Source organism: Pyrinomonas sp. (assembly GCF_040289685.1).
Taxonomy (GTDB): Bacteria; Acidobacteriota; Blastocatellia; order Pyrinomonadales; family Pyrinomonadaceae; genus Pyrinomonas.
The window spans coordinates 1-22,654 of record NZ_PSLQ01000003.1; the positions used below are offsets into that span (position 1 = coordinate 1).

Genomic DNA, 22,654 nt, shown 5'->3' on the forward strand with positions numbered 1-22,654 from the left:
ATCCAAAAAAATGGATAAGATGTGGCGGCATCATAAGCGGGATGAAAAGGGCGACGGATCTGCCTTGTTCGTCGGGCCGTGGACAAAAGGGCTAGATCGCTCGTCCTCGCTTCGTCTGGCGAATGGCTCTTCGTGCAAGCGCGCGCCATCGAGCGCGGCGGTGAAGTGACGAGCGGCAGGCGTCGGAGCTTGTAGGTGCCTTGACGAGCATCAATGGAAGCAGCAGGCAGCAGCGAAGACGTGTGTCGCGCAACGCTTGTCCATGAGTTGCAGAACGGGAGGTGAGAAGGTTTTTGGTTAACCCTGCTTCGCCATGTCGCGGCTGATCAGACATGCGAGTTGCGAAACGGGGCGCGAGAAGATGCTTGATTGGCTTTGTCTTCAGATCGAACGCGGTTGAGCGAAAGAGGTTGGGAGCGACTTGACTTGCGCTCCCAACCTCGCTTGCAAGCGTACTGATCAGAAGAAGTAGCGCGCGCCAAAGGAGAAGGACCGTCCGCCGACATTGGTCTGTCCGAGGTTGAGGAAGGTCAGCGGGTTGGTCGAGGACGACGCCGTGTTGTCGGGGATGACCGTGAAGTTCCGGTGGTTGAAGACGTTGAAGACCTCAACGCGGAACTGTATGCGTTGGCTTTCGCCGAAGGTGCGAACGTTCTTGACCAGCGCTAGGTTCGTGTTATTGGTCGTTCCCGTGCGTTCGGTGTTTGCGCCCAGCGAACCGAGGATGCCCGAATTTTCTGGGTAGACGATATACCGGGCGTTCGGATCTTGCGGCACGCCTTGGGCATTGGCGATGGTGATCGTTCTCGGAAGCCCATTGGGATTGAATCCGGGGCGCTGCGAAAACGCGATGGTAGCGATCTGCCCGGGCAGGATCCCGAGCTGGTTATTGGCGCTCAGAATCGAGTACGGCGTTCCTGAAGCCGACACGGTGGTTCCGGAAAGCTCCCATCCGCTGAAGAGACGGTTGAGCAGAGGCCTTTCGCGGAAGACTTCCGGCGTGGAGAAGACGTAGCTTGCGACGAATCTGTGCGGCTGATCAAACCCAGATCGCGCGCGATCCAAGGATGGATTGCGCGGATCAGCGGGCAACGTTCGGTTCGTCTGCCCTCCGAGGACGTCGTCGCTTTCGCTGATGTAGGAGCTATAGGTGTAGTTGACGTTGAAGACGATGCTCCCGAAGTTCGTCCCGAAGAGGTTGAGCCGGGACAATCTTCGCTCCAGCGTGAACTGCCCGGAATGATAGATCGAACGGGCGATGCCGCGGCCAACGAGGATCGAGCCTCTGGTCGGATCCTTTCTCTGTCCGTTGCCGAGCGGCGGGAAGAAACCGAGGTTCTCTTCCAGCTCCCTGATCAGATTTCGCCCTTGCGTCCCGATATACTCGGCCTTGAAGACGAAATCGTTGGCGATCAGGTACTGAATCCCAACCGTCCACTGACGCGACTCAGGTTGGCGAATCCGCTCGTTTGGATGGAAAAGTCTCAGCGGCAACAGATTTGGGTTTCCGCCGCGGCGAACGAACTCCTCCGGCGGAGGCGCAGGCGGCAATCCGAGGTAAGGACGCGCGCCGCTCACGCCGCTGGTGGTGATGTTGACGCCGCGCGGGTAGTTGCGCGAGTTATTGAGCAGGATGTTCTGGAAGACTTGATCGTAGCTGATGCGGAAACCGGCGCGGAATACGAGCCGCCCGTCAAGCACTCCTTTCGGATTGTAAGCGAACCCGACCACCGGACTGAAGTTGTTTATGTCCGGTTTCGCGTTGGAGAAGTAACCGAAGGGCGCCGTGACGTACTCGTAACGCAAGCCTAAGTTGAGCGTCAAATCGGGCGTCACGCGCCAATCGTCTTGGCCGAACCAGCTATGTTCGTAGGTCCGTGCATTCACGAGTCCTGTGCCGGCAAATTGCGAAAAGCTGGCGTTTCGGTCAAAGAGAAAGTCTCCCAAGCTCGGGTAGGTGATTGACCCGCGCAAGTTCGGCGCGAAGAAGCTGTTCAGATCGTAGCGGAGGAGGTTGTACCCGAACTTGAAGTTGTGCTTTCCGCCAGTCGTGTAGGACACGTTATCCGTCAGCTCGTAAACGTTATCCACGCGGGACTGTGGGTAGTTGATGTTGCCGATGGTGAAAGCGCCGCTTGCGCCGGAGATCGAAAAGGCGGTCGGCAAGTTTTCGGGGAAGGTGATGCTGCGGCGGCTGTAAGTCGCGCGGAACTCGTTGACCAGCTTGGGCGTGAGGGCATAAACGTCGTTGATGGTGAAAGATTGGTTCAGCACATATTGGCCGATCTCTTGTCCGGGGATGCTCGCCGGGGTACCAGGATCTTCCGAGTTGTCAATGAGGTAACGGAAAGAGAGCTGGTCTTTGTCGTTGATCTTTGTGTTGATCTTGGCCAACCACCGGTGGAAGTCCGTGCGATATGGGATGCCGGCATTGCGCGCGCGATTGAATTGCTGCAACGGCACTGTGGTCACGACCGCGCCCGACGGATCACGGACGGTCAAAGTTCCGCGAGGCGTCGGATCGTTGGCCACGGGGAAAGTGTTGAGCAAAAAGTCGAGGGCGCCGGGGGCAAATCGCGATGCGTTGGCGCGAAGATTGGCTACGCCTTCGGGGGAGATCGCCGGGCGCACGGACGCGCCAACTGTGCTGCGAAAGTTGTCGGCATCGTAACTCGTGAAGAAGAAGGTGTGGTTCTTCACGATCGGTCCACCGAACGTTCCGCCGTAGACGTGGTCGACGACGACGTTTCTTGCGCCGCGCAAAGCTTGATATTTGGAAAGACCGCTGGCACGGAGCGCTTTGAAAGTCCGCTCCTGGCCCGTGGTGAGTGCATTGTACCCGTTACCGTTCCAGAAGTAGAAGGCCGCGCCGTGGAACTCATTGGTTCCAGAACGAGTGATCTGATTGACGTATGAGCCAGCGTTGCGGCCAAACTCTGCGGCGAAAGTGTTGGTGATTATTTGAAACTCCTGAATCGCCTCGGGCGGCAGAGTCTGTCTCGGGATAGACAAGGATTGATCGTTGTTGTTGGCCCCATCGATCGTGAAGTTATTCGAGCGGGTGCGATTCCCGTTGACGGCGAACCCTGACCCGGGACGACCATTATTGTTCGGCAAGACGCCCGGTTGAAGCAGCGCCAAGCCGCCGAGAGAGTTTCTTCCGGGTAGCTCCAAGATCCTCACAGGATCAACAGTTTTCGTCACCTGGCTTTGTTGCGCTTCGAGCAAGGCGCCCGCTGCGACAACGACCACTTCCTCGCGGACCGCGCCGACGCTGAGTTTGAAGTTGGCGGTTGAATCTACGCCCGTCGAGACCTCCAAGTTCTCGACCGTCTGCGGGGCGAAACCGCTCTTTTCAGCTCTTACGCTGTAGAGGCCAACGGGCAGGCCGCTGATTCTGTACAGTCCCTCTTCGTTGGTCGTTGCTTCCCGCTTTGCTCCCGTGCTCACGTTGGTGACAGTGATCGTCGCGCCGGGCACGGCAGCTCCCGTTTCATCAACTACTTGTCCTGAGATGTTGCCGTAGATCGTTTGTGCTTCGACGGCGATTGGGACAAGCATGAAGAACAACAAGCACACAAATGCATGGGCAATTTTCTGCATTTACTCCTCCATTGTCTTTTGCAGCTTGATGAAAAGGCTCTCCTTGCGCGCGTCATCAGGCGCCCAGGAGATTCGTTCAAATCGCTACTGCGAACGCAGGATTTCAGCCGATCCGTACTGGTCGAAACCTGCGGTCCTCGTGTTGCCTCAGCTGGGGACTCGCTGGCGGTCGTACAGACGGCAGAACCCGTTGTTGCGATCTAGCAATTTTTGTGCCGCGCGCCGTTTATGGAAGGCATCCTTGAGTTTTCAAGCATTTACAGTCTTTCCGCGACCGATCGCGCTGGCGAAAATCCAAAAAAATGGATGGGCGATCCAAATTTATGGATTTCGCGGTGGCGCAAAGCGCGGGCATTCTAAACGGCGAGGATCACGAAGGGGGCCAAGCCAAACAGCTTGTTTTTGAAAGGTGAAACAGCGATGGCGGAGATGATTCTCAGAGTCGAGCGCTGCTCGCGAGGAAGTTAACTAGATCAGTCGGTCATAGGGAACTCGCGCGACGCGGGCGAGATACGGTTGCTCGCGTGATGAACGAGTCACCATCGGAGTTGCTGGGGGAGTGTCAGTTGAAGAAACGGGAAGCAACCGGGGGATGCTGCTCGTAGGAGCGGCGTGTCCACGAGTTGCCGCAATGGGTCGAGAACTGTGAGTTATACTAACCGGCTTGTCTTCGGGCGCTTGTGACACTGGGCCAGATCGGCTGGCTCGCTTTCGATGGTTCCTCCGCGATGAGTTCAAGGCGGACAACACGTCGCTCCCGCACGCAATGACTCGCTTTTTCGATGTGATCGAAGCCGTCAAGATCGGCGCCAAGCAGTTCGCTCACGCAATGACGTTTGGCAGATAAAAGCCGAGGCTGGAGAGTGCAGGGTGTTCTCTCCAGCCTCGACCATTCCGAAGATTTTCAGGTCTTCAGAAAATGAAGCGCATGCCGAAGCGCAGCGTGCGACTCCCACCAGCGTTGAAGCCTGGGTTCTGATAGCTCCCGACGGTGAAACCCGTGTAAGCATCTTCAAGGATAGGATCGGGGACGCCGAAGTTTCGCCTGTTGAGCAGATTGGCCGCTTCGGCGCGGAATTCGAGTTTGGTCCGTTCGGTCAATCTAGTCTGTTTGATGACGGCCAAATTGACCAAGTAGAACGGTTGACCCGTGAACGTGTTGCGCCCAAGCGAGCTGTACGGCGTCTTGAACATTTGGAACGCTTCGAGCAGGTTCAGCGGAACTCCGAACTGCGTGAACAGCCCGAAGTCGTTGTAGATCAACCTCGCCTGTTGCATCGCTTGCGACGCGGAGACGACGCTGCCTGTAGAGCCAGCTTTGCTCGTATCGAAGACAACGAACTGACCGGCGGGGACGCTATAACCGAAAAGCAAGCCCGCCGCCGTGCTTCCGAATGCGACGGTGCTGGCCGGGGCGCTTGGGTTGCCAACGTATGGGCGCAGGCCGCCAGCGCCGATGAAGCTGTTCTCCCACCCTGGGTCATACGTCGCGAAGATCTGCAAAGGCGTGTAGGGCCGTCCGGATCCTAGGCGGACGATACCGGATAGCTGATAGCCGCCAAGCAGCCGTCCGACAAAGCCTTGCTGTGAGCGGAAAAAGGGCAGCTCATAAATGAAGTCAGAGGTGAGGACGTGTTTTTGATGGAAGGCGGAAAGCCCTCGTTCGCCGCGCGTCGTGTTGAACGGATTCTGTGAGTGGGCCACGGTCTGGCCTCCTCCGAACGTGGAGAATATTTCGGACGCATTGTCGATGGTTTTGCTGAGGGTGTAATTGACGCGCAGCGACAGCAGATTGGCCAACCGCGTTTCGAAGCGCGTTTGCAATCCATGGTATAGGTCGAAGTCGCGCCGTTGGTGCGTAACCTCACCGGACCGAGGCTGGGATTCACGCGCCCGTTGCCGTTGGTTCTGGGGTTGTTATTGAACCCAGATCCGGCGCAGGCTGCGGCGCGCTGGATCAGATGTCGCCGCCCATTAGGAGCGAAACCGTCCGCGTTCTGGTTGAGAGGTGCCGAGAGCGCAACTGTGCGCCTTGATCTCGTGCGGTTGGAGCTGATTTCAAAGCTGTCGTCGGCTACCGCTGCGCCGCTGGCGAGCGGATCTCATCTAGTTAGGGGTTCAGTGGCAAATCTGTCGAGCACGCCTTGGTTTGCGCGATTCACAGATTATTCGGCTGCACCGCAAGCCCTCTAGGTCTCTTCTCACAGCTTCAAGCTCCCGGCTGCGGGCCGTGAGGCTATGACCGGACGGCGAGTTCCTAGCAATCAGTTTTGAATCTCGCATCAGGCGTGTCCTCCGGTTCGTTTGTGCTGTTAGCGCCCACGCCCGTCGCAGGAGACGTTGCGTCCTGTAGACTGCGCTCCGTGGTTCGTTTGTGCTGTTGGGCCGAGCAGCGGTCCGGCGAATAGGTGAGGCCGTGCATCACCCTGCGGCGATCAAGCGTGCGAACGACGAAAGGTCATGCGCTCGGACGGCGATGCCCAGTTGGCGTTCGAGATCGACGAGCGTTGTTCCATCGAGCATCAGGTCCTCGTCGCCTCGCAGCGCCGATCGTGGGATGATCAAGCTTTCGCCTTGGATCGCGTCGCGCGCCGCCAAGACATCTTGCCCGGTGATCAATCCGGCGACGACGATCTCCGGACCGAAGTAAGTGTTCTCGACGGCTGCCACGTGCAAACGCGTGCCGAAGCGCGCGTTGATGCGCTCCAATCGTTCGCGCAAAATTGGCGCGAAGAGCTTACCCGTCATCACTGTGGCATGCAGGCGTGCAGGATGCGCTGGCGGACGGCGCTGCAACCTTCTCCAGAGCGCGTTGAACCGTTCGTAAAAAGCGCGCACCATGCCGACGCCATCTTCGATCTGCGGGTAGTCGCCGTAATGACGGCGCCCGGGAACGGGGCGTCCGGCACGCAGATAGATTTCGTCGCCGAGAAACGCGAAGTTCGTCCCGAGCCTTTCACGCAAACGGCGTTGGACCGGCGCGATGTCATCGATCACGCGCCGACAGAACTCAGCCGTAACGGGCACAAGGCGCGGGTCGCGGTTGTAGCGGGTCAAACCCAACGGCACGATGGCGACGCTGCGTATGCGCGGATAGTGCGCGGCGAGGTCTTCGATCGTGCGGAGCAGCACTGCCCCATCGTTGATCGTCGGGCAGAGGACAACTTGCGCGTGGATTTCGATGCCGGCATCCATCAATCGCTGGAGCTTGGCGGAAATATCAGCGCGGCGGCGGTCTATGCCGAGCAGATAAGCGCGTACATCGACGTCGGTAGCGTGAATCGAAACGTATTGCGGCGAAAGCCGCTGCTCGATGACGCGCTCCATCTCCTCTGCGGTGATCGAAGTGAGTGTGGTGTAGTTGCCGTAGAGAAAGGAGAGGCGCACGTCTTCATCGCGGACGAAAAGGGCCGAGCGCGCGTTTGGCGGATTGCCTTTGCAGAAGCAGAAGATACACTCGTTGGCGCATTGACGCGGGACGATCTGCTCGAACGTCAGCCCAAAGTCTTCATCTTCGGCTCGTTCGACCTCTATCTCCCAATGCTCGCCGTCCTTCTTGATGACCTCAAGCGTCAGCAGTGTTTCGCCTGCCGCGTAGAAGTTGAAGTCCAAGTAATCGCGCACCTTGTGACCGTTGACGCGGATGATGCGGTCGCCGGGCTCAAGGTCGAGTTCGGCACCAAGACCGCCCGGCGCGACTTCGGCGATCTCCGCTCCACGACGGCGGATCTTTAATGTGGCGGGTGTGACGGCGAATTCGTACATGCTCTTTAGCGCTGCCGAAATGCGAAATTTTAAGTATAGCACTACTTGTGCGGATTACGCTTCGGGCATGAGGCTGAAGATCCGCTTTCCGCTGGAGCAAGCTGTCGGGATGACAGTTTTCTGTCAAATTGACAAAACGGTGACGCATCTGAAAACGAAAGGGCGGCTTTTCTTCAGACTTTGGGGCCAGTGACGAAAAACCGCACGTCAGCCCGCCAAAAACCGTCAACTCTACTGCCTCTCGCGTTAAGCAAACGGAAACGGCATTTCAAGATGCGAAAGAGGGTCGTCACCGGCTTCGCTCGAGGAGGGAGGCACGGCGTTTGCTTTCTTTTCGGTTGCCCTTGTCATTTTCGAGGGGGAGGAGTGGGGGGATGAGAGGCGCTTTAGAGAACACAGTCGAGATGGCGACGGCGACCGAGACCGCGCCGCGTGGCACGGTGTTGCTAGTAGAAGACGATCGCGCGGTTCGGCGTTACATGGAAGTGCTGCTGCAAAAAGCGGGGTTCGCTGTGATCTCCGCCGCCGATGGTTTGGAAGCGATGAAGCTCTCTTTATCAGCCCGCTTCGATCTAGTGATAACTGATGCCATCATGCCGCAGCTCAACGGTTACGAGCTGTGCCGTTTCTTCCGTCGTCATCCGCGTTTCATGCACGTCCCGGTGGTCCTGTTAAGCGGCTTGGAACGAACCGAAGCTTTCAAGGATGAAACGGCGATGCCGGATGCTTTTCTGTCAAAACCGGTCAATCCAGAGCAGTTATCCGCTTGTTTAGCGAAGCTCGTCGGCGAGTAGTCCGAACGGGGCGCGCCATTTTTCGCGTCAGAACCCTCATCCTTCCGCCTCCTTGTAAATGTTAGAGCGAGCCGCACGTGGCTCGCTCTTTTTTTGCGCTCGTCGCGCGCGCTCGTGTGGGCGTTGCGCGTTGGGTTCGGCTGCCGTCGCCGACCGCTTCTAGCGCGCCGTTTTCAATGGGCTGCCCAAAAGATTTTCAAGCGGTGTGTAAGGCAAGCCTTGCGATTCGGCGACCGCTTGGTAAGTGATATGTCCGGCATAAGTGTTGACGCCAGCGCGCAGACCTTGATCTTCCGCAATGGCTTCGAGAAAGCCGAGATTGGCCAGTTTGAGCGCATAGGGAAGCGTCGCGTTGGTCAAGGCAAAGGTCGAGGTGCGCGGCACCGCGCCGGGCATGTTGGCGACGCAGTAATGAAGCACTCCCTCGACGTAATAGGTCGGGTCCGAATGCGTCGTCGGGTGCGTCGTCTCGATGCAGCCGCCTTGATCGACCGAAACATCAATGATGACCGCGCCGTTTGGCACGTCTTTGAGCATCGAGCGCGTGACGAGTTTGGGCGCGGCTGCGCCCGGAATGAGCACGGCGCCGATGATCAAATCGGCGTGGCTGATCGCTTCATGGATTGAGTAGGAGTTTGAAGCGAGCGTCGTGATCCGCGACAGGAAGATGTCATCGAGTTCGCGCAAACGGTCGAGGTCGCGGTCGATGATGGTCACCTGCGCGCCCATGCCGACGGCGATTTTGGCGGCGTTGGTGCCGACCACGCCGCCGCCCAAGATGACGACGCGCGCAGCGGGCACGCCGGGCACGCCGCCCAAGAGCACGCCGCGTCCGCCGCCCATCTTTTCGAGGTAGTGGGCGCCGATCTGCACGGCCATGCGCCCGGCGACTTCCGACATCGGCGTCAGCAGCGGCAGATGACCGTGACGGTCGGTGATGGTCTCATAAGCGATGCCGGTCACGCGACGTTCGAGAAGTTGGCGCGTCAGTTCGCGGTCGGGCGCAAGGTGTAGGTAGGTGAAAAGTATCTGCCCTTCACGCATGCGTCCGTATTCGGGTGCGATCGGCTCTTTGACTTTGACGATCATTTCAGCCTCGGCCCATACATCATCGGCCGAGTCGAGAATCTTCGCGCCCGCGCGCTCGTAGAGCGCATCTTCAAAGCCGGACCCTTCGCCCGCGCCGCGCTCGACCAACACTGTGTGCCCGGCGTCGGTCAAAGCGCGTACCCCCGCAGGCACAAGCCCGACGCGGTATTCGTTGTCTTTGATCTCTTTTGGAAGTCCTACGATCACTTTACCTTTCTCCGATGCGAATTGAGTATACGAATCCATTAAGAACGTGACTGCTGCCGTAGCGTCGCTGTCGCTCGGCCTCCTCATCATCTCGTTGACCGTCAACGGAAAACAACAGTATTTCTAACTTCAGCGTGTCAAGGCGCCGGTCGTCCGTTGCGTGTGCTGGGCTCAAACTCATTTTTGCGGCGCCGCCTCGACGCTCTTCATCAATGAAATCTTCGGTTCTTCTGCGCCGGATCAGCGAGCCTGCGTTCTTCGCGCACGCTGAATTTGCTGCAAAGCCGTTCGCGTCGCTCGGCGCTAGCCGATGGATCTGAATCCACAGCGTTCGGGAGCGTTTCGATTCGTGCGGTCATCATCTTCGCTTCGTCTTCGACTGCGCGCTTGCGGTCATTGGCACGTCTTGCGAACTAAATGACGCGATCAACAACCTCGAGCATCGAAGAGCGCGTGATCTTGTCGCAGATCAAACTTCGCCCTCCTCATCCCATCTGCGCTGTATCGATCTGCGCGCGCTGGAGTCTGCCGCTGTAATCGATATAAACGGCCTTCCACTCGCTGAAGATATCGAGAACTTGTGTACCCGCTTCGCGGTGACCGTTGCCGGTCGCTTTGGTTCCACCGAAGGGCAAGTGGACTTCAGCACCGATGGTCGGCGCGTTGATGTAGAAGATACCTGTGTAAACCTCGTGCATCGCGTGAAAAGCGCGATTGACGTCTCGCGTGTAGATCGAGGCCGATAGGCCGTACCGGACGCCGTTGGCGATCTCAAGCGCTTCTTCAAGCGAGTTAGTTGGGATCACTGCCGTCACCGGACCGAAAATCTCTTCTTGCGCGATGCGCATCTGCGGGGCCACGTCAACGAAGACGGTCGGCTCGATGAAGTAGCCGTGGGCGTACTCGCCTTCTGTGAGACGCTTCCCGCCGCAGGCGAGCTTCGCCCCGTCTTCGCGCTGCCCGATCTCGATGTAGCCCATGATCTTGGCGACGGCATTGGCATTGATCACAGGACCCATCTCCGTTTTGGGATCGGCTCCATTGCCGACGCGCAGCGCGCGCGCCCGCTCGACGAGCATCTGCGAGAAACGTTTGTAAACCTTCTTGTGGACCACAAGGCGAGACGAGGCCGTGCAACGCTGACCGGAGGTGCCGAACGCGCCCCACACGGCGCCCTCGATGGCGAGTTCAAGATCGGCGTCGTCCATCACGATGATGACGTTCTTGCCGCCCATCTCCAGCGAGCAGATGGCGTTCCGCTCGGCACACTTGCTCGCGACGAGGCGCCCGGTTTCGGTCGAACCGGTGAACGAGATCAAGCGGACCCCTTCGTGTTCAGTCAAGGCGGCGCCAACCGTTTCGCCATAGCCTGTGACGACGTTGACCACGCCTGGCGGAATGCCCGCCTCTTCGCACGCCTTCACCAAGTTGATGGTGGAAAGCGGCGTGTCTTCCGCCGGTTTGAGAACGACCGTGTTGCCGCAAATGAGCGCGGGCATCAGTTTCCACGACGGGATCGCCATTGGGAAGTTCCACGGCGTGATCAAACCGCAGATGCCGACGGGCTGACGCACGCACATGGCGAACTTATCGGGTAGTTCCGAAGTCGTCGTAAAGCCGTGAAGCCGCCGCCCTTCGCCTGCCGCGAAGTATGTGCAATCGATCGCTTCCTGTACGTCGCCGCCCGTCTCTTTGAGAACCTTTCCCATTTCGCGCGTCATCTCAGCGGCGAACCGTTCTTTGTGGCGCACGAGTATCTCGCCGAGGCGGAAAAGAAGTTCTGCGCGCCGCGGCGCGGGCGTGCGTCGCCAACGATCGAAAGCATCCGTTGCCGCTTCCACGGCGCGAGCGATATCCTCGGCAGTTGAGAGCGGAAAGCGCCCGACCACGTCGCGCGTATCAGCCGGATTGATGTTTTCAAAGTACTCGCCCGAAACGGACGGCACCCACTCTCCGCCGATGTAGTTGTAGTAGGTTTTGACCGCTGTTCGACGCGCGGCGGCGCGTTCGTTCTTCTTGTTGGGGGCTTTGCGTGCTTGTGCCATAGTCGCAATCAGAGCGGGCAACAAGGGCGAAGCGAACGAGCGACGGACGAACAGCGCGACGAACCTGCGCTGCTCGTCCGTTGTTTTTTGCCCATCACCCACTCGCTCACTGGTATGTGAATTGAACGATCCTTTGATTAGCGCGTCCGCCCTCATAGCTGATGACGATCATCACCACGGGGTCGCCCGGTTTGAGCGCGTTGACGATGCGCTCGAAATCGGCAAGGGTGTTGACCGACGTGCGGTTGACGCGCTGAATCACCCATCCTTTGAGCAAATTCGCATCGTCGGCGAGGCTATCGGGTTCGACTTCCGTGATGAGCAGCCCGCGCGCTCCGCGCAGGTTCCTTTCAGCGATGATCTGCGGCGTCAGTTCGCTCAAAGTCAATCCGAGACGCGGGCGCTCATCGTTTCTTCTCGGACGTGCTCTTTCGCCTGACGCGGCGCGATGGCGCGCGGCTTTGCGCGACGGGCGCTCGCCCACGGCGACGCTGGTCGTGCGCCGCTCGAACTTGCCGTTCACTTCGCGCAAGTAGGCGATGTTGACCGTTTGACCGACGGGCGTGGCGGCGACCTTGTTGATCAGGTCTTGGGCGTTGGTCACCGGTTGCCCGTTGAATTCGATGATGATGTCGCCGTGTTGCAACCCAGCGCGCGACGCCGGACTCGGTTCTTCCGAAAGCTCGGTGATGATCGCCCCGCGCGCTTCCGGCAGGCCATAAACCTGTGCGTATTCGCGCTGGACCGATTCGAGAAAGACGCCGAGGTAGCCGCGACGCACGCGACCTTGGGCGACGATCTGATGGTAGACGAAGGCTGCTGTGTTGGAGGGCAGCGCAAACCCGATGCCGTTGTAGTCTCCTGTGGTCGTCGCGATCTGCGAATTGACGCCGATCACCTCGCCGCGCATGTTCACGAGCGGCCCGCCCGAATTGCCACGGTTGATGGCCGCATCGGTTTGAATGAACCGTTGGAAGTTGGAGGCTCCGCGCGTTTGTCGATCCTTGGTCGAGATGATGCCGGCGGTAACCGTCTGGTCCAAACCGAAGGGCGAACCGATGGCCAGTACCCAATCGCCGACTTGCACCTCATCGGAGTTGCCGAATTTCACCGTCGGCAGATCGCGCCCGGCGTTGACTTTGATTACAGCTAGATCCGTATCCTCGTCCATGCCGATGATTTCGCCGCGCAGCTTCTCGCCCGTTTGCAGTTGCACGATGATGCGCGTGGCCCCTTCGACCACGTGCTGGTTGGTCAAGATATAACCTTTAGGATCGACGATGAAACCGCTGCCGACGCCGCGCGTTGTCGGCGGGCGTCGCCGTCGGAACATGTCCGAAAACGGGTTGCCCGAAGGCGGGGCGTTCTGCTCTCCATCCTCTTCGTCCGTGTCGCGCATGGCGATGTCGAGCGCCGAGACCGTGTCGATGTTGACTACGGCCGGTTCGACGCGCCGCGCGATCTCGGCAAACGAGGCCGACAAAGCTTCGGGCGCGCACGCCACCTGCGCGTCGTTCTGCGCAATGGCCGGATGGCCCGCCAGCAAAGCGCCAATGAACATGCCGCTGCCGACACAGACGACGGCGAGCGCGATGATCCAGACGCGCATGCGCTTGAGAAGCTGTTGTTCGATCTCTCGAGGCCCGCTGGGATGAACATCGTACTGCATAACGATCAAACCTCTTCGTTCTTCCTTTCGCTCGCAGAGCGCGCGATGACCACCAAAGGCTTTATTCAATGAAAGAGCGAAAGCGTGTTCGATTCCCACAATCGCCTTTGTGTCTCTACTTCGGCGCACCAAAGGACGAGGTGGAACGAGTATAACCGGAAGGCGGAGTCTGCCGCAATCAGGGGCCTAACAGGTAACGTTCGGCGGAAACGCTTTGCGCCGGGAGAGGGGCTGCGAACGGCCATTTGGAAAAAAGATCATTCGGAGAAGGCTTCCAGCGCCCCTTCGGCCTCTTTTTGGTGCCTTCTTTGCGCGGCGGCCCCTTCTTGGCGTGGCGCCCACTGTATTTCCGAGGCGATGACGCCAGTCAGCACGAGCATGGCGCCCACTGCGCCGCGCGCGCCGAACCACTCTTCGCTGCCGCGCACGGCCAAAGCGAAGACGGTCGCAAAGACGGGTTCGAGGCTGAAGATGATCGCCGCATGCGTCGCCGACATGCGCGCTTGTCCCCACGTCCAAAGCAGAAAAGTGAGGACCGTAGCGATCAGCGCTAGATAGACGAGTTGCCAGCAGATGCGCGCGTCCCATACGAGCGGCGACGCTTCGCGCGCCAGCGGTCCGTCGCCTTCGAGCGCCAGCAGTCGAAAGAACGCCCACAAGATGGCGAAGCAGATGGCGGCCATCGCGATCTGAAGAACGGTGAGACGTTTGATCTCGTAGCGGCTGGCGTAACGGCTCATCAAGGCGATGTGCAACGCGAAGCAGATGGTGCAAGCAAGCGTCAGCAGATCGCCCGTATTGACGCCCCCTTCGTGCGGCATGAGGATGAGCGCGCCGCCAGTGGAAGCGAGAATGATGCCGACAGCGTTCTCCACGCTGGGACGCGCTTTCGTGAAAAGATAGGCGACAATAGGCACAAGCGGCGTCGTCAATCCCGTGATGAAAGCCGATTTAGACGGCGTGGTGTAAACCTGACCGATCGCTTGCAACGCGAAGCCGCCGCCGACAAGAAGCCCTAGGATGATGCCGGCACGAAGCTCGTCGCGCGTAGCGCGCACCAGTGCGCGTGGAAACAGGAGCGCGAGCGCGAGGCTCGCCACGCCGAAGCGAAAACTCAGATAAGCGAAAGGCGGCCAACGGACCAGTATGTCTTTGGCGATGACGAACGTCGAGCCCCAGATCAAAGTGGTTAAGAAAAGGGCACCGTCGGCTTTTAGGTCAGCTCTCAATCGCATCATCTTCAAACGGCTTCTCTGTTAAGTTCAGCGCTCCTGCGCATGGATAAAAAAGGATTGCCATCTCGGGCACGCCCTGAACAGGAAGGTCGAAGCGCTTCGTCTTACGGTCGCAAAAGCACTTTGAGCACGCCCGGCGCTGCGGCGCGTTCCATCGCGCGCAATCCTTCTGCCAACGCATATTCTTCGCTGATCAAGCTCTGCACGTCCACCGCTTTTTGGGCGAGAAGCTCCAGCGCCGGCGCGAACCGTCCGCAACGCGAGCCGATCACGCTGATCTCATCGACGACGATGCGCGCGGCGTTGATTTCGGTCGTGCCGTGAAAGGTCGATTTCAAGACGAGCTTGCCGCGCGGGGCGAGCGCCTGGCGCGCGACCTCGAAGCCCGCCGCCGAGCCGGAAGCTTCCACGGCGACGGCGAAGGCGCGTTTCGTCTTTTGGGAAGCGAGGAACTCCTCGAGCAAAATCGTGCGGATGCCGCGTCGGCGGGCGATCTCCAGCTTGTTCCGATGCTTGCCGACGAGCGTCACCGGCGCTCCCGTAGTAGCAAGCGCTTGCGCGCAGAGCAGCCCTAACTTGCCGTCGCCGATGACTGCCGTCGGCGTCCGCCCATCGAGCCGCACTTGTTCAAGGATGCCGTAAGCGGCAGCGAGCGGTTCGGTGAAGACTGCCTCTTCGTCCGACACTTGATCGGGCACGCGATGAAGGTTTTCCACGGGCAGGCTCAGGTACTCAGCAAAGGCTCCGTCGCGCCCGACGATGCCGAGCACGGTGCGGTGCGGGCAATGTCGCGGGTCGCCTGCACGACACAGCGCGCACTGACCGCACCCGGCGTTGATCTCACCGACGACACGCTGCCCGATCAGAGAAGCGTCCGGCGCGCTCTCGACGATGCCCACGAATTCATGTCCGAGTGTTCCCTGGAAGCCCGCATATCCACGCGCGATTTCGAGGTCGGTGTTGCAAATGCCGGCGATGCGGACGCGCACCACCGCTTCGCGCTCGTCGCTGGGTTTGGCGACTTCAGTGATCTTCAACTGACCCTGTTCGTACCTTAGCGCTTTCATATCGCTTCGTTTCGTCGGTTCTATGGAAAAGCTCGCGTTCTTCTCTTTGGATGTTGAAGTTCGGGCGCCTCAGCGAAAACGACCTTCGGGCGCCTCGACGTCGCTGATCTTCAGAAGCTACGTGCGCGCGCATAGGCGTTCTCTGGCGTCAGTTCCACCGTTAACTCTTGTCCCGAGACGTGGACCGGAAGACGCCACGTCCATGTCACTTCGCCCTGAAGCGTTGCGTGAACCCACCATTTGCCGGGCGGAACCTGCGCGACCGTGCGCCCACGTGCATCAAATTTGGCCGCGATGGGCGGACGATCCTTCAACCGACTGGAGAGAAAATCCTCGAACTTCTGGCCCGGGCTCCGCACGGCGATGAACTCGCGCCGCAAAGCCTCGACGTCGAGCGGGTAGAACTCAACTGCCGTTCCGGCGACGCTATCCATTGGAAGACGACGCAGACGAACGATGACTCGCGTCTCCGTCTGTTGACCGGGGCGCTTACCCCACGCGATCGGTTCGCTTTGCGGCAACCGGCGGTAGATGCGCCAACCCGCGCTGACGAGCGCGAAGATGAGCGTCGAACCGAGGATGAAAGCGATGACTTGACGAAGCGGATTCGGTTGCTGTCGCAAGTGACTTTCTCACAAATGGTCTTCACCGTGGGCGCGCGACGCTTCAAGCCATGAAACCTTTCTCGCGCAGCACGCTTTCGAGTTCTTCTTCGTCCGGCACGCTCAAGATCTGCCCCGCCACTTCAAGCGTCGGCGTGCGCAACTGGCCGCCGTTCTGCTCGCGCACCCATTGTGCGGCGCGGTTGTCCTTGGCGATGTCCACATACGCGAAGGCGACGCCGAAGCCGCTCAACTGTTTGAGCGTGCGTTGCGTATCTGCGCACTGTTCGGTGCCGTAAACCTTGACCTGCATCGCTCCTCCTGCGTTCGCAGCGATTGCTTTGCCCGTGGCAATGATAACACACCGCGCCCTTGCTCTATATGATCGCCGCCGACGGCTTGCTCGAACTTGCGACGCGGTGCTTTAATAGACCGTCGAGTTTCAAGGACTCAGACCTGCTGACTTCCGAAGTGGAGATCACGCCTCGAATGTTCAACCGCCCGGATAAGCTGCACGAAGAGTGTGGCGTGTTCGGCATCTACGGTCATCCGGAAGCGGCGCGTTTGACCTATCTGGGCCTTTACGCGCTGCAGCATCGCGGACAGGAATCGTGCGGCATCGTCGCCAGCGATGGCGTTGTGTTGCGCTCCGAACGGGCGATGGGGTTGGTATCGGACGTGTTCGATGCCGAACGTTTGAACCGTCTGCCGGGCGCAAGCGCCATCGGACACGTGCGATATTCCACCGCGGGCGAGGTCTCGATTCGCGAAGCGCAGCCGTTTTTGGTCGCGTGCCAACATGGGCAGGTCGCCGTCTGTCACAACGGCAACTTCCCATTCGCCTCCGAAGAGCGCCGAGCTTTGGAACGACAAGGAGCGATCTTCTCTTCGACTTCTGATACCGAGGTCGTGCTCCACAAACTCGCGCGCTCGCCTGCGCCGTCGGTCGTCGCCGCAATCCCCGAGGTGCTGCGCGACATGGAGGGCGCTTTCTCGATGCTCTTTTTGACGCCCGAAGCGCTGATCGCCATTCGCGATCCGCGCGGCTTTCGTCCGCTGGCGCTGGGCCGCCTAGGCGACGCTTGGGTGATCGCTTCGGAGACGTGCGCTTTCGATCTGATCGATGCGCTGTATGTGCGCGACATCGAGCCGGGCGAGATGATCGTCATCGATGAGGTCGGGCTGCGCTCTTCTCATCCATTGCCGCCTCGTCCGCACGCCTTCTGCATCTTTGAGCACGTCTATTTTTCGCGTCCCGATTCGATCATCTTCGGCCGTTCGGTCAACGAATCGCGGCACAAGATGGGCAAACGCTTGGCCATCGAGCATCCGGCTGAGGCGGATATCGTTGTGCCCGTACCCGATTCAGGCGTTGCGGCAGCCATCGGCTATGCGGCACAATCAGGTCTCGCCTATCGGCACGGTCTTGTCCGCAATCATTACGTCGGACGCACCTTCATCGAGCCGCAGCAATCAATCCGTTCTTTCGGCGTGCGCATAAAACTCAATCCCGTGCGCGATCTTTTGAAGGGCAGACGCGTCGTCTTGATCGACGATTCCATTGTGCGCGGCACCACGTCGAAGAAGATCGTCCGCATGGTGCGCGAGGCTGGGGCCAAAGAGGTGCACGTGCGCATCAGTTGCCCGCCGACGATCAGCCCATGTTTTTACGGCGTTGATACGCCGAACAAGTCGGACCTGATCGCCGCGCGCATGTCGGTCGAAGAAGTGCGCGCCTTTATCGAGGCTGATTCGCTCGGCTACCTTTCGCTCGAGGGCATGCTCGAAGCATGTGGCTTCCCGCGGGAAGTCTCGTGCGTGGCCTGTTGGACCGGTCAGTACCCGACGCGCATTACGCGCGCGGCTGAGACGATCCATGAGCGCGAGCGCGAGCCGGTAGGCGATCTCCGGTGAGAAAGGCGCGGCGAAGGATCAGGAACGTTGTTGATGAAGGATCAAAGAACCGTCACATCGTCGGAGGCAGAACGAATCGGTGGCGCGCGATAGACGCGGTTGTGGTTGCTTGCTGCTGTTTTTGGTCATCGTTCTCGGTGGCGCCGCGCTCATCTTCTACTACCTGATCTGGCCGAAGTGGCGCGAGAAACCGCCGCCGCCATCAGGCGGTGAACTGCGCGTTCACATCCTCGATGTCGGGCAGGGAGATTCCATTCTCATCGTTTCGCCCGAAGGCAAAGTAGCGCTCATCGATGCTGGCGACACGGGCAACGGTGACCACATCGCGCAAGCGATGCGTCGGGCAGGCGTGCAGCAGATAGACCTGTTCATCGCCTCGCACGCGCACGCTGATCACATCGGCGCGGCGGATGAGGTCTTCGCTCGCTTCCCCGTCAAGAAGGTGCTCGACACGGGTTTGGCTCCGCCATCGAGATCGGCTTCGGATGAGAACACCCAAGAGCGCGGACGCGCACGCACGACGCGCACGCGCGGTGAAGTCGTCTTGCCGACGACCAAAGCCTACCGCGATTTCCTCGCCGCGGTCGAAAGAAGCGGCGCCGAGTACATCAAGGCCGAACCGGGCCAACGCTTCGATCTCGGTGGCGGCGCCGTGATCACTGTGCTCGCGCCGACCGAGCCTCTCTTTACAGCAGATCAACTGCGCGCTGGCGGGTCGGTGCAGAACGCCAATTCCATCGTCGCGCGGCTCGATTACGGCGATTTCTCCATGCTTTTGATGGGTGATGCCGAGGCGCAGACGGAAGAGCGGTTGATCGATCGCGGAGCCAACTTGCGCGCGCGCGTGCTCAAGATCGGGCACCACGGTTCGCGCTACGCAACGTCGGAGCGCTTCCTGCGCATCGTTCGCCCGGATGCGGCCGTGATCTCGTGCGGGTACGACAACCGTTATGGTCATCCGAGCCAAGAGGTGTTGGACCGGTTGCGCGCCGCCGGCGTGCGCCTCTATCGCACCGATCTTCAGGGCGAGATCACGATCGCGACGCGCGGCGGGCGCGAATTCGACGTCAAGACCGAACGACCGGCAGGCGAGGACGTGTGGGTCGGGCGGCGTCCCGTGCGCGACGATTCGGATCGCTCGGGTTTCGTCGCCTACGGCGAATTCGGTGAGCCTCGTCGGAAAAAGCGCGAGCGCGCCGCCGGCGATGGCCGTTGATTGCGCTGCACGCTTTTTCGGCTGTTCGACGGCGAAAACACAGAGGAGTTCAAAGAGGCGCGAAGGTTGCCTGCTATGACAGATGAAGCGAAAGACCGACGCGAAGTGACGATTCATGCCGTTGTGGATCGCATCGAAGATGGCGATTGGGCGGTGTTGCTTTTAGGCGATGATGAACGCGGGCGCGCTGATTTCCCGCGCGCCTATCTTCCAGCCGGCAGCGGAGAGGGCACGCACTTGCGCATCCGCATCGAGATAGACGAAGAGTCGCAACAACGCGCCGAGGAGGAGACTCGTCGGCTGCTCGAACGTCTGCAACAACGAAGCCGAAGCAAGGGCAAGAAAGATTTCAAATTGTAGGTCTGCCTCAAGAGCATGAGCGCGAAACGTTCGCTCACATATTCGGATGCCGGAGTCTCGATCGAAGCCGCCGATCGCGCCAAAGAGCAAATCAAAGCCCTTGCTCGTGCGACGTTCAACGAGCGCGTGTTGACCGAGATCGGAAGCTTTGGCGGCATGTTCGATGCGCGCTTTGCGCAGATGCGCGCGCCCGTGCTGGTCGCCTCTGCCGACGGTGTCGGGACGAAGTTGAAGATCGCTTTTCTCACCGGCGTTCATAACAGCGTCGGACGCGATCTGGTCAACCATTGCGTCAACGACATCCTGACGCAAGGCGCGCGCCCGCTCTTTTTTCTCGATTACATCGCAACCGGACGACTCGCGCCGGATGTCGTGGCACAAATCGTCGAAGGCATCGCGCTCGGTTGCCGTGAAAACGGTTGCGCGCTGCTCGGCGGCGAGACGGCTGAAATGCCCGGCTTTTACTCCGATGGCGAGTACGATCTGGCCGGTTTCATCGTCGGCATTGTCGAACGCGACGAGATCATCGATGGACGACGGATCACGCCGGGCGATGTCGTGTTGGCGTTGCCTTCCACGGGCTTGCACACCAATGGTTACTCGCTCGCGCGCAAGATCCTCTTCGAAATCGCCGGTTGGCGGCACGATTCTTATCTCGAAGAGTTGGGGATGAGCGTCGGCGAAGCGCTCTTGATGCCGCATGCCAGCTACTTGCGCCCGCTCGAAGGTCTGCTCGCTCAACGCCTGGTCAAAGGCCTTGCGCACATCACGGGCGGCGGTTTGCCCGGCAACGTGCCGCGCGTTTTGCCCGCCGGCACGAGCGTGCGGATCGCGCGCGGCACATGGCCCGTGCCGGCGATCTTCGAACTCGTGCAACGCGTGGGCGACGTCGCCGATGACGAGATGTTCCGCACGTTCAACATGGGCGTCGGCATGATCGTCATTGCCGCCGCGGAAGATGAATCGAAGATTGGCGCGCACGTCGAAGCTCACGGGCAAAAGTGCTTCACCATCGGGCGAGTCATTGAAGGCGAGCGCGCCGTGATCATCGAGTGATGACCTTCTAGATCGGAATCCGAAGTCGCGCGCCCTCGTGACTCGCTCGATTGATGGGAGCTCGAATCTCTACGAAACAGGACGTTTGTCATTCGGACGATGTCGGACGAAGCGAACGAAATTCATCGCCTCGGGGTGCTGATCTCAGGGCGCGGCTCGAACATGCTGGCGCTCGCGCGTGCCGTGCGCGAAGGCGAAATTCGAGAGGCGCAAATCGTCGTCGTCGTAAGCGACCGGGCCAACGCGCCTGGGTTGAAACTGGCCGCCGAGCAGGGAATCGAAACGCTCGTCATCGAGCGGCGTGCATCCTCGCGCGAAGAGCATGAGCGCGAGATCATCGCCGCCTTGCGCGCACGGCACGTGGATCTCGTTTGTCTCGCCGGTTACATGCGCCTTCTTTCGCCAGTCTTCATCGAAGCTTATCGCTGGCGCACGCTCAACATCCATCCGAGTCTGCTGCCCTCTTTTCCGGGGCTCGATGCGCAGCGTCAAGCCCTTGAACACGGCGTGAAATGGACCGGTTGCACCGTGCACTTCGTCGATGAGACGCTCGATGGCGGGCCGATCATCGAACAACGTGTCGTCCCCGTGCTCGATGACGATACGGTGGAGACGCTTTCGGCGCGTATCCTCGCCCAAGAACATAAAGCCTATCCGGCGGCTGTCGCGCGCGTCTTGCGCGGAGACTTCCAATTGATCGGAAGAAGGGTGCTCCTCAAATCTCGATGAACGCCGATGCGCCGCTCCGTTGCCGTCGGCGTCCGAACCCTCGGTGGTTGTCCTCGCAAATCCCTCTGCCATTCACTTTTCTCGATGGATGCCGAACGCATCGACAAGAACGCGAAGTCGCTGATCAGCGACTCCCTTTCCTTTCGCCTCGGTGGATGATCCGCGCTCGCCGTTCGTGCCCGAAAGCGAGGCGCGGCGAGTTGCTCGAACAGACAGGATCGAGATCTTCCAACTCAGAGGTGCTTGAGCAAGAAAGAGGCGATCTTCCAACCGTCAAGATATTTCCACGGACGTTCGCCGCTTGTGTAATGGCCGCACGGAAGCCACGTCGCATCGAGGTTGAGTCCGTGGCGCTGCGCTTCGGCGATCATCTGTTGCGACAGATCAGGCGGAAAAGTCAGATCGTAGCGCGCGGCGATGAAGCGAAAGGGGCGACCGTCGCGCTTTCGCGCGAGCCGTGCAGCGTAAGGAAGCGGACTAATGGGAAGCCAGTATGTGCGAAGCTCTTCGAGCGAAACTTCATCCGCGAATCCGGCGCGCACGTGTGCCGTCGAGATGCCGCGCCAGACGACATCGGCAAAGTAGCTCGAGACGTGATTGAAGACGCCTACGGCGATGCGCTCGTCGTGCACGAAGGCGAGGAAAGCCGTGCAAGATCCGACGCTGGAACCAACGATGCCGATGCGGTCGAAGCGCGCGCGTTCGCTCAGCCACTGAACGGCAGCGCGCGCATCCACCACCGCTTGGCGCATCGAAAGAAGCGTTCGCCCGATGTTCGAACTGACAAGGTACTCAGCGCGCTCCATCCACGCCGGACGGCGCTCTTCGTGATAGGGCAACGTCAGTCGCAAAGCGGCGACGCCGAAGCGATTGAACAGGCGGCAGAGTTCGACGTGGCTGCCAGAATCGGCGTTCCACTGCGGAAGGACGAGAACGGCGCGTTTCGGACCGCTTTCGTTCTTTCGTCGTGGTGCGAAAAAGCGCGCGCGCGCCGTGTTGTTTTCGCTTTCGGGAGTGGCGACGGCGCTGGTCCACGAGAGTCGTTCGCCATCAAAGCGGAAATCGCTGATGGGCGGAAGCGCGAAGAACCGTTCGCTCTCTTGAAAAGCTTCGAGGGCGAATGCGCGTAAAAAGGAGCGTGGGTCGGCCCCATCAATCTCGCCCGCGATGAGCGACGCTCCCCAATCAAACGGCAGAAGACGGCGGTTCGCGTCGCGTTGGGCCAAGTGTCGTTCGCGGCGGTGGATCAAGTATGCGAAGGGGGCGACCATCTTCGGCGAAACTTCGGCGCTCGAAATCGAAC

The 22,654-nt window shown here is 59.9% G+C and carries 17 protein-coding genes and 1 pseudogene; 6 read left to right on the top strand and 12 right to left on the bottom strand.

The features are described from left to right. Nucleotides 1–459 precede the first annotated feature (459 nt). From C4334_RS01415 to C4334_RS01425, 3 genes and pseudogenes are all read right to left on the bottom strand, one after another. Nucleotides 460–3,603, bottom strand: a complete 3,144-nt coding sequence (locus C4334_RS01415) for a TonB-dependent receptor (RefSeq protein WP_352430293.1) — start codon at nt 3,601–3,603, stop codon at nt 460–462. A 912-nt stretch (nt 3,604–4,515) separates the two neighbouring features. Continuing rightward, nucleotides 4,516–5,457 (bottom strand): annotated as a pseudogene (locus C4334_RS01420) (outer membrane beta-barrel protein); the annotation flags it as partial. A gap of 567 nt (nt 5,458–6,024) precedes the next feature. After that, nucleotides 6,025–7,368, bottom strand: a complete 1,344-nt coding sequence (locus C4334_RS01425; RefSeq protein ID WP_352430295.1) for a DUF512 domain-containing protein — start codon at nt 7,366–7,368, stop codon at nt 6,025–6,027. 374 nt (nt 7,369–7,742) lie between these two features. On the opposite strand from C4334_RS01425, the gene C4334_RS01430 reads away from it, so the two are divergent. Continuing rightward, entirely contained in the window at nt 7,743–8,162 is a 420-nt protein-coding gene (locus C4334_RS01430) for a response regulator (RefSeq protein ID WP_352430296.1), read from the top strand. Nucleotides 8,163–8,321: 159 nt separating this feature from the next. Here the strand turns inward: C4334_RS01430 and ald are convergent, their stop codons facing one another. The 8 genes from ald to C4334_RS01470 all read right to left on the bottom strand — a co-directional run bounded on the left by ald (nt 8,322) and on the right by C4334_RS01470 (nt 16,389). Next, a complete protein-coding gene (gene ald, locus C4334_RS01435; protein WP_352430297.1) occupies nt 8,322–9,458 on the bottom strand; it encodes an alanine dehydrogenase in 1,137 nt (378 codons plus the stop codon). Nucleotides 9,459–9,667: 209 nt separating this feature from the next. Next, nucleotides 9,668–9,820, bottom strand: coding sequence for a hypothetical protein (locus C4334_RS01440; RefSeq protein ID WP_352430298.1), 153 nt, complete (start codon nt 9,818–9,820; stop codon nt 9,668–9,670). 123 nt (nt 9,821–9,943) lie between these two features. Further along, nucleotides 9,944–11,503: an aldehyde dehydrogenase family protein gene (locus C4334_RS01445; RefSeq protein WP_352430299.1), complete on the bottom strand. Its 1,560-nt coding sequence runs from the start codon at nt 11,501–11,503 to the stop codon at nt 9,944–9,946. 106 nt (nt 11,504–11,609) lie between these two features. Then, nucleotides 11,610–13,172, bottom strand: coding sequence for a Do family serine endopeptidase (locus C4334_RS01450; protein ID WP_352430300.1), 1,563 nt, complete (start codon nt 13,170–13,172; stop codon nt 11,610–11,612). Nucleotides 13,173–13,429: 257 nt separating this feature from the next. Continuing rightward, nucleotides 13,430–14,410 (bottom strand): DMT family transporter, encoded by a 981-nt coding sequence (locus tag C4334_RS01455; protein WP_352430301.1) that lies wholly within the window; start codon nt 14,408–14,410, stop codon nt 13,430–13,432. 101 nt (nt 14,411–14,511) lie between these two features. Continuing rightward, complete coding sequence (locus C4334_RS01460; protein ID WP_352430302.1) at nt 14,512–15,474, bottom strand: MDR/zinc-dependent alcohol dehydrogenase-like family protein; 963 nt, start codon at nt 15,472–15,474, stop codon at nt 14,512–14,514. 110 nt (nt 15,475–15,584) lie between these two features. Continuing rightward, the gene (locus C4334_RS01465) at nt 15,585–16,097 is read right to left on the bottom strand and encodes a hypothetical protein (protein WP_352430303.1); all 513 of its coding nucleotides are present in this window, start codon (nt 16,095–16,097) and stop codon (nt 15,585–15,587) included. 43 nt (nt 16,098–16,140) lie between these two features. Then, nucleotides 16,141–16,389: a glutaredoxin family protein gene (locus tag C4334_RS01470; protein WP_352430304.1), complete on the bottom strand. Its 249-nt coding sequence runs from the start codon at nt 16,387–16,389 to the stop codon at nt 16,141–16,143. A gap of 176 nt (nt 16,390–16,565) precedes the next feature. On the opposite strand from C4334_RS01470, the gene purF reads away from it, so the two are divergent. The 5 genes from purF to purN all read left to right on the top strand — a co-directional run bounded on the left by purF (nt 16,566) and on the right by purN (nt 21,351). Further along, entirely contained in the window at nt 16,566–17,990 is a 1,425-nt protein-coding gene (gene purF / locus C4334_RS01475; protein ID WP_352430305.1) for an amidophosphoribosyltransferase, read from the top strand. Between the two features lie 79 nt (nt 17,991–18,069). Further along, nucleotides 18,070–19,206, top strand: coding sequence for a ComEC/Rec2 family competence protein (locus C4334_RS01480; protein ID WP_352430306.1), 1,137 nt, complete (start codon nt 18,070–18,072; stop codon nt 19,204–19,206). A 75-nt stretch (nt 19,207–19,281) separates the two neighbouring features. Next, on the top strand, nt 19,282–19,566 hold the full coding sequence (locus C4334_RS01485; protein WP_352430307.1) for a DUF3006 domain-containing protein: 285 nt from the start codon (nt 19,282–19,284) through the stop codon (nt 19,564–19,566). Between the two features lie 15 nt (nt 19,567–19,581). Continuing rightward, nucleotides 19,582–20,622: a phosphoribosylformylglycinamidine cyclo-ligase gene (gene purM, locus C4334_RS01490; RefSeq protein WP_352430308.1), complete on the top strand. Its 1,041-nt coding sequence runs from the start codon at nt 19,582–19,584 to the stop codon at nt 20,620–20,622. Between the two features lie 99 nt (nt 20,623–20,721). Next, complete coding sequence (gene purN / locus C4334_RS01495) at nt 20,722–21,351, top strand: phosphoribosylglycinamide formyltransferase (protein WP_352430309.1); 630 nt, start codon at nt 20,722–20,724, stop codon at nt 21,349–21,351. Nucleotides 21,352–21,584: 233 nt separating this feature from the next. Here the strand turns inward: purN and C4334_RS01500 are convergent, their stop codons facing one another. Continuing rightward, nucleotides 21,585–22,622 carry an alpha/beta hydrolase family protein gene (locus C4334_RS01500; protein WP_352430310.1) on the bottom strand — a complete coding sequence of 346 codons (1,038 nt, stop codon included), beginning with the start codon at nt 22,620–22,622 and terminating at the stop codon, nt 21,585–21,587. Between the last annotated feature and the right edge of the window lie 32 nt (nt 22,623–22,654).